The organism is Streptococcus infantis (assembly GCF_018499575.1).
Taxonomy (GTDB): Bacteria; Bacillota; Bacilli; order Lactobacillales; family Streptococcaceae; genus Streptococcus; species Streptococcus infantis_K.
This window is the reverse complement of sequence record NZ_JAHDAP010000001.1, coordinates 128,944-141,984: the sequence shown is the minus strand read 5'-3', so window position 1 is coordinate 141,984 and position 13,041 is coordinate 128,944. Positions and strand designations below refer to the sequence as shown.

Here is a 13,041-nt window from a genome sequence, read left to right as displayed (position 1 = left end):
AGGACATCTAAGTTGATAGTTTTATAACGAGGTGATTGATTATGCGTAAATTCTTCAAATATCTCCCCTACTATCTGGTCGTATTTTTCTTTTATTGTCCACTTTATGGATTATTTATACTACTATCATCGAATCCTGATTTAACAGGCCTCTATCTTCTAAATATATTCATCATTTCGCCTGTTGTAGTTTTTATAGTCTCTCTTCTTTATAGCTACCGTTTTGGTTTTTCACTGCATTGGCTTTTAGGTAGTTGCTTACTCTATGGCTTTACTATCATTCCTTTCAGAGAATTTATCATTGTTTATTTCCTAGCCTATGAAATTCTTATTCTACTAGGTACAGTTATTGGTGCCGCTATCAGGTATCTAATGCAAAAACTGAAAAACAAAAAACTTTCACAAAATCCTTGAAAAATCTCACAATCATGCTATAATAATGCATAGAGACAAGTCACTTAGCCCCTTTCTACCAGAGAGTGCGTGGTTGCTGAGAACGCATAGGAAGACTATATTGATACTACTCTACTGACTTTTATGCAAACATAAAACGGTGGCCACGTTAGAGCCAATCAGAGGTGTCCCTCTTTTTTGAGGAACATAAATGAAGGTGGAACCACGTTGCGACGTCCTTTTTAGGATGTCGCTTTTTGTTTTTCTTGATTTAAGACTGCAAAATAGGGTAACACTTCTACTTTATAAATAATGGATAACTAATATAAGGAGAAAATCATGATTCAAATTACTTTCCCAGATGGCGCTGTTCGTGAATTCGAATCTGGCGTTACAACTTTTGAAATTGCCCAATCAATCAGCAATTCCCTAGCTAAAAAAGCTCTTGCTGGTAAATTCAATGGTAAACTCATCGACACAACCCGTGCGATCACTGAAGACGGAAGCATCGAAATCGTGACACCTGATCACGAAGATGCTCTTGATATCTTGCGTCACTCAGCAGCTCACTTGTTTGCTCAAGCAGCGCGTCGTCTCTTCCCAGATATCCACTTGGGTGTCGGTCCAGCCATCGAAGATGGTTTCTACTACGATACAGATAACCAAGCAGGTCAAATCTCTAACGAAGACCTTCCTCGTATTGAAGAAGAAATGAAGAAGATTGTTAAAGAAAACTTCCCATCTATTCGTGAAGAAGTGACTAAAGATGAAGCGCGTGAAATCTTCAAAAACGATCCATACAAATTGGAATTAATCGAAGAGCACTCAGAAGACGAAGGTGGTTTGACCATCTACCGTCAAGGTGAATACGTTGACCTTTGCCGTGGGCCACACGTCCCATCAACTGGTCGTATCCAAATCTTCCACCTTCTTAATGTGGCAGGTGCTTACTGGCGTGGTAATAGCGACAATGCCATGATGCAACGGATCTATGGTACTGCTTGGTTTGACAAGAAAGACTTGAAGAACTACCTTCAAATGCGTGAAGAAGCCAAAGAACGTGACCACCGTAAACTTGGGAAAGAGCTTGACCTCTTCATGATCTCTCAAGAGGTTGGGCAAGGTCTTCCATTCTGGTTGCCAAATGGGGCCACTATCCGTCGTGAATTGGAACGCTACATCGTCGACAAGGAAATCGCTGCTGGTTACCAACACGTCTACACTCCACCAATTGCCTCAGTAGAACTTTACAAGACTTCTGGTCACTGGGATCACTACCGTGAAGATATGTTCCCAACCATGGATATGGGTGATGGGGAAGAATTCGTTCTTCGTCCAATGAACTGTCCTCACCATATCGAAGTCTTTAAACACCACGTTCACTCTTACCGTGAATTGCCAATCCGTATTGCTGAAATCGGTATGATGCACCGCTATGAAAAATCTGGTGCTCTCACAGGGCTTCAACGTGTACGTGAAATGTCACTTAATGATGGTCATACTTTCGTAACACCTGAACAAATCAAAGATGAGTTCCAACGTACGCTTCAATTGATTATCGATGTTTACGAAGATTTCAACTTGACCGACTATCGTTTCCGTTTGTCATACCGCGACCCTCAAGATACTCACAAATATTTTGATAATGATGAAATGTGGGAAAATGCTCAACGTATGTTGAAATCAGCTATGGATGACATGGGACTTGACTACTTTGAAGCTGAAGGTGAAGCTGCCTTCTACGGACCAAAATTGGATATCCAAGTGAAAACAGCTCTTGGTAAAGAAGAAACTCTTTCAACTATCCAATTGGATTTCTTGCTTCCAGAACGTTTTGACCTTCACTACATCGGAGCAGACGGGGAAGAACACCGTCCAGTCATGATCCACCGTGGAGTCATCTCAACTATGGAACGCTTTACAGCTATCTTGATTGAAAACTACAAGGGTGCCTTCCCAACATGGCTTGCACCACACCAAGTAACTCTCATCCCAGTTTCTAACGAGAAACATGTGGACTACGCTTGGGAAGTGGCTAAGAAACTTCGTGACCGTGGTGTCCGTGCCGACGTGGATGAACGCAATGAAAAAATGCAGTTCAAGATCCGTGCTTCACAAACTAGCAAGATTCCTTACCAATTGATCGTTGGAGACAAGGAAATGGAAGAGAAGGCTGTAAACGTTCGCCGTTATGGTCAAAAAGAAACTGAAACTATGCCGGTAGATGCATTTGTAGAATTGATCCTTACAGACATCGCTAACAAATCACGAGTTGAAAAATAAACGATAAAACCTGGGATAAAATTCCAGCTAAATAAAGAAGCAACAACGTTTTCAGTTGTTGCTTCTTTATTTAACCTGAGCTAGTAGTGATTGGTCAAACCACCACAAATGGAATCTTCATCAACATCCCTTTCTATCCATTAACTTTTGGATATAGGATAGCCTCCCAAGATTTGCTTCCATGAGTTAGATAAGTTGACTATCCTCAGTCCTTGTCTGCTTCATTTTCTTTTGTGCGATCGTTTTGTAAATCTTTTTCAGAGAGTTTTTGGTCGATATACTTGTCAATGGTTTCATAAAATTCCTTAATCGTCTCGCTATCTAATTTTGCCGAATTATGGAATTGCTTGACTTTCAATTGAACAGATTCAATACCGTAAGAGGCTTGTTTTTGGCGAATGGTTTCTAATTCTTCTTCTGAAATCGGATCTCCAACAACCGTCAAGACCAATTCATTATTACTTGACTCGTAAACTTGATTAATGACCGTATAATTGGCGAACTCTTTTCCTACGAACTGTTTGATCTCTTGTTTTCGTTTTTCATTCATCGTCAGAGTGACTGCTGAATAGCTGGCTGGAAGGACCAATAATACAATCAAGGATATCAACCCAATTCTAATTTTAATGTTTAGCTCATTAAATGAACTTAAGGCAGATTTTTTCATCATAATTCTTGTTCCAACAATGTTGATTAGCATGATAAAGCCACAGTTGATCAAGAAAAGATAAAGGGCCCCAAATAAAAATCGAACATTTCCATTAGCTAAACCATATCCTGCAGTGCAGATAGGTGGCATCAGAGCTGTTGCGATGGCTACTCCTGGTACGATATTGTTTGCTTCTTTTTTCCTTGAACCAATGACACCTGCTATCCCACCCGCAATAGCAATGAGAACATCCCAAATGGTTGGAGAGGTTCGTGCAATCAACTGGCTACTTGCATAAGATAAGGGAGAAATCCAGAAATACAGAGCCGATACAAGCAAACTGACCAATACTTGAGTAAATAAAACCTTTAGAGATTGCTCAATTAAACGCGTATCAAAAATAGCTAAACCAAACCCCAGTCCAGCAATCGGTGTCATAAGAGGGGAAATCAGCATAGCTCCAATAACGACAGCTGTTGAATTCATATTTAGGCCTATAGAGGCAATAAAAATCGAACACATTAAAATCAATATATTACTTAATCGAACATGAAGGTCATCATATAATTTCTCACGGTATTCCCGTGTTGAATAGTTTCCAGTCATTGGTTACTCCTTTTATTTCATATAATCTTGTTTCTACATGGATGATGGTAGAGAGACTTCTGTCCAATCTTACATATGTTTAATTCTCATCTGTAATTCTTTTGAAAATGATCTTTTAAATATCCATCAGTCCATCCTACATATTATATCAAAAATTTTACAGTCTTTCTCTGAAGAAATCAATTCATTTAAAAGATAGAGAAAGGAAGAAATTTTTGTATCCTTATCCGAAGAAGAAAAACGATCACTGTCTTAGAAACATTTTTCAGTGAGAAAAAGCAACAACTGAAATAGTTGTTGCTTTTTTGATGCATTTGTCTCTAGATTTGAACAATTCTACGATAACTTCTTGAAGTAATCATAAAGATTAAAACATAGATCAGGGCAAAGATTCCACAGATAGAAAGTGTTACACATAACATCATTGCTGTATCGACAACGCCGATAACCTTGAGAATCAGGCTCAACATATGATAAGCAAAGGCAAGATGAAGAAAGGCGAAGATTACAGGGAGGAAGAAGACAGTCAAGACTTGCTTGTTAATGGTTTGCTTGATTTGTTTTTGATCCAAACCAACCTTTTGCAGAATGACAAAGCGTTCACGGTCTTCATAACCTTCTGAGATTTGCTTGTAGTAGATAACGAGTACTGTACCTACCATAAAGATGATAGAGAGGAAAATACCGATAAAGAGAATTCCACCAAAGAGAGCATTCATTTGGGCAATTGCATCACTTCTAGTAGTTCCATTATAAACCATACCGTCTTCACTCTGGAGATTATGACTAAAATTATTCACATACTCATCAAAATCATCAGTTAGCTTTAACTGTTCCTCTTGACTAGCAGTTACATCCATACCACCGTAGAACTGAGTGTAGACAGCGGAATCTTGGTACTGTTCCAAAAAGTTTTGAAGATTTGGTACAACAAGGTAGTTATAATCCGAAAGTAAGAGAACATACTGGTTTGAAACATGATTGATGATAAAATCTTGCTGGATTTCTTGCTTGATCGTATAGTCCTGATTGTTCAGACTGAATGCTTTTTGACCTTTAAGTTGATCATTTCGAGCCCAAAGTCCTACTTCATTACCAGTAAGGTTTAGCTTTTGTCCAGTCATGTTTTCATAATCTTTTTGATCAAAAACCAGGAAGACTGTCTTAGGCATGACATTGTTTTGCCCTTTTTCAAAGATGGTTAATTTAGTCCCGTCTTGACTCGAAAGACCGAAACTTGCATAACCGAGGACGTCCTTATTGCTGATGGTTAGGTTCTTTTCACTGGCATATTGCGTCAAAAGCTTGTCTAAATCCTCAACTTCTACATTTTGTCCCTTAACATCAAAATCGTGAGGATACATAAGTTTTTTCATATTCTCAGATCCGTTGTAGATACTAGTAGCTGCAGACATAGTAACCAAAACCATGGTTGAAAGGATGGCAATGGTCGCTAAACCGACAGCATTTTTCTTCATACGGAAGATAAGGTTAGAAACAGAGATGAGGTTATTTGGTTGGTAGTAATATCTCTTGTTTTTCTTGAGCAACTGTAAGAAAACTGTAATACCTGCATTGAATAGGAGGTAGGTTGCAAAAATGACCAACATAACTGCTATGAAGAAAGTTAAGACCGCTGAAACTGGATCTTTTACGCTTTGTGCTAGGTAGTAGCCACCACCTAGAGTAATTAGCCCTACAAGTGTCTGAAGAACTAGGAAACGCCCCTTCTTCTCACCCTTCGCTTTTTCTCTAGAAAGCTGGAGAGCATCCATACGAATAATGCGTACAGCGTTCAGGAAAACGATGACTAAAAAGATAAAACCGAATACCAGAAGTATTGAAAGCACTACGGACCATTGGAAAGTTGCAACTAACTCTACCTTCATCTTTGCAAGTTTGAGCAGTAAAGCGAAAATCAGATTATCAAAGAGGGCACCAATTCCAATACCAGCAGTGACTGTTACTAGCCCAAATATCAAGAGTTCCTTAAAGGTCATACCAATTAAATGGCGCTTTTCTAGTCCCAACATACCATATACACCCAGTTCTTTGGAACGGTTTTTCATGACAAAGCTGTTGGCATAAAGCACGATAATGGCAGATGCAAGTGTCACAACGACAAGCCCTAGTTGTAGGGTAAATTGTATAGCAGATGCACCACGTAAATCCACAATTTTAGGATTAAAGGCTAGGGAGTAAAAGAGATAGCTAATAGTGACTGCCAAAATGACAGACAGAGCAAAAGGATAATAGAGTTTGCGGTTTTTGATTAAGTTGGAGATAGCCAACTTATTGGTTAATCGAAACATGCTAGTTCACCTCACTTGCCATAACAGTTAATGTGTCAGAGATTTCTTGGAACATCTGACGATCAGTCTTTTCACCACGGTAGATTTGATTATAGAGAATGCCGTCCTTGATGAAAAGGACACGTTTCGCACGGCTGGCTGCAGCTGTTGAGTGGGTTACCATGAGAATGGTTTGCCCTTGCTCGTTGATCTGATCAAAGATATCAAGGAGGGCTGCAGATGATTTAGAGTCTAGAGCTCCTGTTGGCTCGTCAGCAAGGAGAATTTCTGGTTCTGTGATGATGGCGCGTGCAACTGCTACACGTTGCTTTTGTCCACCAGAGATTTCATAAGGGTACTTCTCCTGCAATTGATTGATGCCAAGATTTTCAGCAGTCACCACCAATTTTTTCATCATTTCTGTAATAGGCTTTCTAGACAATACCAAAGGGAGTAAGATATTGTCTTTAACGGAAAGCGTATCTAACAAATTGAAGTCTTGGAAGACAAAGCCTAACTTTTCACGACGGAAGCTTGATGCTTCAGAATTTTTAATGGTAGCTGTGTCAGTTCCGTTTAGGAAGACCTGCCCACGCGTTGGCTTGTCAAGCATGGCAAGAATATTGAGTAGAGTTGATTTACCAGATCCAGACTCACCCATGATAGCGACGTAGTCGCCTTTTTCAACGGTAAAGTGAATATCCTTCAGGGCTTCTACTTGGTTGCCTTGAAAGCGAGTTTTATAAATCTTTTGAACGTGTTTTACATCTAATAGTGTCATTTTAACTTCTCCTTTTTAATATCCCATTAATTGAAACTGAGCTTGCATCATTTGAATGCCGAGCTCAACTCGCTCGATATCCTTTGGACTCGGCTTACTTGTTTGTTTCTTTTGTAAAATTGTTTTCATGATTTCTCTCCTTTTTCTTTATGCTCTAAGTTTACTCCAAAAAAAGATGGCTTGCCATAACATAACCTTACAAAAGAGGCCTTTAATCTTACATTTTTGTAAGATTAAACTATTTTATACTCAATGAAAATCAAAGAGCAAACTAGGAAGCTAGCCGCAGGCTGTACTTGAGTACGGCAAGACGAAGCTGACGTGGTTTGAATTTGATTTTCGAAGAGTATTATCTGATTGGAGCCTTTTTTCTCACCATATCAAGGTCTAAAGAAGAGCTTGAAAGGTTTCTTCCAAGCTCTTCACAATTCTTTTCATTCAATCAGTAAATTCACTTCAGAGAACTGAATCCTCACAGTTGTTCCTTGCCCAAGTTCGGATTCTATTTGAATCTGATGTCCTAATTCTTGGCTGATTTTCTGGGTTAGATAGAGTCCGAGTCCAGATGACTGCTGGGTCATTCGACCATTATATCCTGAAAATCCACGTTCAAAGACTCGCAACCGATCACTGTTTTTGATACCAATCCCAGTATCTTTGATGCAAAGGTCTGAACCATCCATGTAGATTTCAACCCCACCTTCATTTGTGTACTTGAGGCTATTTGACAGGATTTGTTCAATGACTACCAACAGCCATTTCTTGTCTGTAACAATGCTTCTATCCAAGTCATGCAGATTGATACTAAGACCTTTCTGGATAAAGAAAATGGCATATTTGCGAATGACTTCCTTGACCAGATCTTCTATATTTTCTTTCTTCAAAACCAAATCATCATGGAAGCTTTCTAAGCGTAGATATTGGAGTACGAGGTTGGTATAGGAATCAATCTTAAAAATTTCCTGCTCCAACTGTTGCTTCAGTTGGCGATCTGCCACCTCACTTACAAGGAGTTTACTGGCTGCAATTGGTGTTTTTATCTGATGAACCCAGAGTGTATAGTAGTCCACCAAATCATTATAGCGGTTTTCAGCATCTGACTTCTTTTGATAGAGTTCAGATTCGCTTTTCTCTAATTTTTCAGTTAGAAGGACTTCCATTGGTGACTTAGCTTTTCTTTCGCCATAGAGCAATTCCTTACGATAACGTTGCAATTCTATCAAGAAATCAAATACCAAAAACAAAAATGTCAAAAATGTAGATAGAAAGAAGAAATAGTTAAAGTATGGCACTTGGTTATCAAACAAGATTTCAAAGAGAAAAAGCAAACCTGTAAGCGATAGAATAAAAGCAAAAAAACGGCTACGTGAACGGATATAAGCTAGAAAAAAACTTTTAATATCAAGCATGTTTCAATCCATACCCTATCCCTTTCTTCGTTTCGATAAAACCAATCAAACCTTCTTCCTCCAGTTTTTTGCGCAAACGAGCGACATTAACGGATAAGGTATTGTCGTCAATAAAAAAGTCACTGTTCCAGAGTTCTCGCATCAAATCATCACGCGCTACGATATTTCCAGCATGCTCAAATAAAACCCGTAAAATCTGAAATTCATTCTTGGTTAGGCTGATAGCTTTGCCATTGACATGCACATCCATAGACTTGGTATTGAGGATAACTCCTGCATATTCTAAAAGACTCTCATCCCTTCCAAATTCATAGGAACGACGCAATAACCCTTGTACCTTGGCTAAAAGGACCTGCTGGTCAAATGGCTTAGTCACAAAATCATCTGCTCCCATATTAATAGCCATCACGATGTCCATTGCCTGGTCTCTTGAAGACAGAAACATAATAGGAACTTTGGAAATCTTGCGAATTTCCTGACACCAATGATAACCATTAAAGAGAGGCAATCCAATATCCATCAGGACCAGATGAGGCTCAGACTGAACAAATAGCGTCAGAACTTCCATAAAGTCTTCTACCATGACTACTTCAAAACCCCATTCGGAGAGCATTTTCCCAACTTGCTGACGGATTACTGGATCATCTTCTACTAGTAAAATCTTATGCATCTGCTCCTCCTTTTTTTATATTATAGCAAAATTCTTCTGACTACTAGCGAAATTGATGCAAATCTGATATGATAAAAGTTAAGAAAGGAATTCTCATGGCCAATATTTTTGACTATCTAACTGATGTTCAATACGATTCTTTTTATGATCTTCCCTTAAATGAACTGGATGTACTTGCTTTGACAGAGCTGACTTATCTTCCTTTTGATAACCTGTTGGACCAATCCGTCAATCGTTTAAGCGATGTCGCAACACGTGTTCCGCGAGAAAGCACCATGTTGACCAATAAAGAACGTCTGCAACTTTTAGACCAGCTTGCCCAACACAAACGTTTTAGAAATTGCAAGCTATCAAACTTTATTAACGAGATTGATACTGAGCAACAGAAACAGTTCGCTGCTATGACCTATCGTCTGAACCTGGATACTTATCTGATTGTCTTTCGAGGTACAGACGACAGTATTATTGGCTGGAAGGAAGATTTCCACATGACCTATATGAAGGAAATCCCCGCCCAAAAGCATGCTCTTGAATACTTGGAAGATTTCTTTAAACAACATCCAAAACAAAAAATTCTTCTTGCTGGGCATTCTAAAGGTGGGAATCTAGCCGTCTTTGCTGCTAGTCAAATCCAGCCTGAATTACAGGAAAAGATATCAGCAGTTTATACCTACGATGCTCCTGGTTTGCAGGCTCATCTGACAGAAACGACTGGTTATCAAGATGTTATCCCTAAATTTCACCGTTATGTCCCACAAGGTTCTGTCATCGGCATGATGCTAGAAGTTCCTGATACTCCTACCGTTGTCAAATCTACGGCTCTCGGTGGAATCGCTCAACACAATACTTTTAGCTGGCTAACTGAAGGACAGCACTTTGTCCAACTAGAGGAAATTAGTAGCGAAAGTCTGCAAATCAAAGACGCTCTTAAAGAATGGGTGGACAGTGTTCCCGATGAAGAACTCGAACTCTATTTTGATCTCTTCTTTGGAACCATCCTAGAATCTGGAATCACTTCCATCAATGATTTATCTTCTAGAAATGCTATTGAACATGTTCGACAACTTGTTTCTCAAGCCCAGACACTAGAGCCCGAGCAAGTCGAAATCTTAAAAAACCTGACACAACTCCTACTGGATGCACGCTTCCAAGCCTGGAAAAATCATTTTTAAAAAGTTAAAAGTCCCTTCTTTTATGGAGGGACTTTCTTGTTGATTCCTTATTTTGTGCTTCTGTGTTATACTAGAAACTGTAAATCTTTGAAAGAGGAAATCCTATGAAAATCCATAAAACTGTGAATCCTGTCGCCTATGAAAATACTTATTATCTTGAAGGGGAGCAACACCTGATTGTAGTCGATCCTGGTAGCCATTGGGAGGCCATTCGCAAGACTATCGAAACCATCAACAAACCGGTCTGTGCCATTCTTCTGACCCACACTCACTACGACCATATTATGAGTCTTGACTTGGTCAGAGATACTTATGGAAATCCTCCAGTCTATGTGGCAGAAAGTGAAGCTTCTTGGCTCTATACTCCTGTTGACAACCTTTCAGGACTCCCTCGACACGATGATATGGCGGATGTCATCTGCAAACCAGCTGAACACACTTATGTCTTTCATGAAGAATACCAGATTGAAGAATTCCGCTTTACAGTTCTACCAACGCCAGGCCACTCCATCGGTGGAGTTTCATTGGTTTTCCCAGATGGACACTTGGTCTTAACGGGAGATGCCCTTTTCCGGGAAACCATTGGTCGGACAGATTTGCCAACTGGTAGTATGGAACAACTCCTTCATAGTGTCCAAACCCAGCTCTTCACCCTTCCAAACTACGATGTCTATCCAGGACATGGTCCGGCTACGACTATCGCCCACGAAAAAACTTTCAATCCATTTTTCTAGAACATAAAAACCAAGGACAATCATCCTTGGTTTTTGTATTACCAAATAATCACACGATCTTCTGGTGAGCGCCACATTCCGTCGCCTTCTTTGACATCATAGGTTGTAAAGAAGTCATCAAAGTTTGGTACTTGGACGTTGACACGGAGTTTAGCTGGGGCGTGCACATCAACGCTGGCCATGAGTTTCATCAACTCTGGGCGGCCTTTCATACGCCAAATACGAGCAAAGTTATGGAAGAACTCTTCAGCTGAGAAGTCTGGCTCTCTCTTAGCAGCTTCTAGCGCTGCAGCGATTCCTCCAAGGTCAGCAACGTTTTCGGATACAGTTAATTTCCCATTGATTTTTGCACCATAAGATTCTTGGCCATCAAACTGGTCGATAACCTTCTGCGTTTTTTCTTTAAAAGCAGCATAGTCGCTCTCTGTCCACCAATCCTTGAGACTACCATTTTCATCAAAGGAAGCTCCATTTGTATCAAAGGCATGAGAAATTTCATGGGCGATAACCGCTCCGATACCACCATAGTTGGCAGAAGATGACTGATGCAAGTCATAGAATGGTGCTTGTAAAATAGCAGCTGGGAAGACAATCAAGTTCTTTTGTGGATTGTAGTAGGCATTCACCATATGAGCAGGCATTCCCCACTCCTTGTAGTCAACCGGCTGATTCCACTTGCTCCAACTGTGCTTAATTTCCACACGCGCAAATGCTAGGGCATTCTCAAAGAGACTAGCAGATTCATCTACTATCTTGTCCTTATAGCGAGCTGGCAGTTCTTCTGGATAACCAATATAAGGCTTGATGACATTAAGTTTGACGATGGCTTTTTCTCGAGTTTCAGGAGTCAGCCAGTCATTTTTAGCCAAACGTTCCTTATAAACGTCAATCATAGTTGCTACTTTTTTCTCTACGTCTGCCTTAGCTTCTGGAGAGAATTTTTCGTGGGCATACCAAAGACCGAGGGCTTGTTTAAAAGGTCCTTGAGCTAAATGGTAAGCTGCCTTGCGTTTGTCTTGAGCCTCTGGAACTCCTGAAAGAGCTCGTCCGTAGGCACCTGACAAGATACGAATCTCATCTGTCAGATAACTAGTTGAAAGATTAACTACACTCAAGATCAAGCTTGCCTTGAGTAAAGGCCAAGCTTCCTCACTATAAAATTGCTCTGCTGCTTGCCAGAAACGTTCTTCATCTACGATAACCTTGTCTGGAGTTTGCCCAATCACTGCTTGGAAAAAGTCATCCAATGGAAGGGCAGGCGCAAACTTTTTGAAATCTTCATAAGAATACGGATGGTAAAGTTTGGCATACTCTGAACTCTCTTCGTTTGAAAGTACGACAGCTGCGATGCGGCGGTCCAATTCCAATCGTTTCTCTAGCAAGTCTTCGATTTCTTCATCTGAGAAGTTATAGGCTTTGAGGAGATTAGAAGTACTTTCTTTCCAAAGGTTCAATAATTCCTCACGCTGAGGATGGTCTTCCGCATAGTAGGTTGTATCAGGCAAGATAGTTCCTGGAGCACTAGCCCAGAGAACATTGGTTCTAGCATCCATAAAGTCTGGTGATACTCCAAATGGAAGGAAGTTTGGTTTGCCAGCTAATTCATATACTGCTAGTTTACTTGCGAAATCCGCAAAACTTTCCAAATCCTGGTATTCCTTAAGCATCGGAAGGACTGGTTCAATTCCATCTGCTTCTCGCTTAACGAAATCTCTGACCATAGCGTGGTATTTGACAAAGTTTGCTAGGATCGGATCTTCTGGAAGATCTTCTCCAGCCAACCACTTGTCAGTCGTCGTTAGCATCAACTCTTCGATTTCTTCGTCAAGGTCGATAAAACCACCTGTTCTCGATTTATCAGCTGGAATAACAGCAGTCTTTTCCCACTCACCATTTATGGCATCATAAAAATCATCTTGATAACGTGTCATCTTGTTCTCGCTTTCCTAATTTCACTTATTCTTAGCTTAGCAAAAATCCCTGGGGAATGCAATTAAAAATGCCGTGTCTTCCTGATTCTTTAGATGTTCATATTTTAAATTTTTACCAAAATT

Annotated in this window: 10 protein-coding genes; 4 read left to right on the top strand and 6 right to left on the bottom strand. The window is 40.0% G+C overall.

Going from position 1 to position 13,041, the window contains the following annotated elements:
- Positions 1-41 precede the first annotated feature (41 nt).
- Together KJR31_RS08525 and thrS are read left to right on the top strand one after the other, a co-directional pair.
- On the top strand, positions 42-413 hold the full coding sequence (locus KJR31_RS08525) for a hypothetical protein (RefSeq protein WP_250319662.1): 372 nt from the start codon (positions 42-44) through the stop codon (positions 411-413).
- Between the two features lie 318 nt (positions 414-731).
- Complete coding sequence (thrS, locus tag KJR31_RS00730) at positions 732-2,675, top strand: threonine--tRNA ligase (RefSeq protein WP_214261629.1); 1,944 nt, start codon at positions 732-734, stop codon at positions 2,673-2,675.
- 205 nt (positions 2,676-2,880) lie between these two features.
- Here the strand turns inward: thrS and KJR31_RS00725 are convergent, their stop codons facing one another.
- The 5 genes from KJR31_RS00725 to KJR31_RS00705 form a co-directional block, all read right to left on the bottom strand.
- On the bottom strand, positions 2,881-3,930 hold the full coding sequence (locus tag KJR31_RS00725) for a DUF389 domain-containing protein (protein ID WP_214261628.1): 1,050 nt from the start codon (positions 3,928-3,930) through the stop codon (positions 2,881-2,883).
- Positions 3,931-4,250: 320 nt separating this feature from the next.
- Positions 4,251-6,242 carry an ABC transporter permease gene (locus tag KJR31_RS00720; protein ID WP_214261627.1) on the bottom strand — a complete coding sequence of 664 codons (1,992 nt, stop codon included), beginning with the start codon at positions 6,240-6,242 and terminating at the stop codon, positions 4,251-4,253.
- Between the two features lies 1 nt (position 6,243).
- A complete protein-coding gene (locus KJR31_RS00715; RefSeq protein WP_006152604.1) occupies positions 6,244-7,002 on the bottom strand; it encodes an ABC transporter ATP-binding protein in 759 nt (252 codons plus the stop codon).
- 434 nt (positions 7,003-7,436) lie between these two features.
- Entirely contained in the window at positions 7,437-8,411 is a 975-nt protein-coding gene (locus tag KJR31_RS00710; protein WP_214261626.1) for a sensor histidine kinase, read from the bottom strand.
- The gene (locus KJR31_RS00705) at positions 8,404-9,081 is read right to left on the bottom strand and encodes a response regulator transcription factor (protein ID WP_000548968.1); all 678 of its coding nucleotides are present in this window, start codon (positions 9,079-9,081) and stop codon (positions 8,404-8,406) included. Before KJR31_RS00705 ends, KJR31_RS00710 begins: the two co-directional genes overlap by 8 nt.
- A gap of 95 nt (positions 9,082-9,176) precedes the next feature.
- Between KJR31_RS00705 and KJR31_RS00700 the strand changes: the two genes are divergently transcribed.
- Both KJR31_RS00700 and KJR31_RS00695 read left to right on the top strand, forming a co-directional pair.
- Positions 9,177-10,253 carry a DUF2974 domain-containing protein gene (locus tag KJR31_RS00700; RefSeq protein ID WP_214261625.1) on the top strand — a complete coding sequence of 359 codons (1,077 nt, stop codon included), beginning with the start codon at positions 9,177-9,179 and terminating at the stop codon, positions 10,251-10,253.
- 104 nt (positions 10,254-10,357) lie between these two features.
- Positions 10,358-10,987: an MBL fold metallo-hydrolase gene (locus KJR31_RS00695; protein ID WP_049495469.1), complete on the top strand. Its 630-nt coding sequence runs from the start codon at positions 10,358-10,360 to the stop codon at positions 10,985-10,987.
- Positions 10,988-11,025: 38 nt separating this feature from the next.
- Here the strand turns inward: KJR31_RS00695 and KJR31_RS00690 are convergent, their stop codons facing one another.
- Positions 11,026-12,918, bottom strand: a complete 1,893-nt coding sequence (locus tag KJR31_RS00690) for a M13 family metallopeptidase (RefSeq protein ID WP_214261624.1) — start codon at positions 12,916-12,918, stop codon at positions 11,026-11,028.
- Between the last annotated feature and the right edge of the window lie 123 nt (positions 12,919-13,041).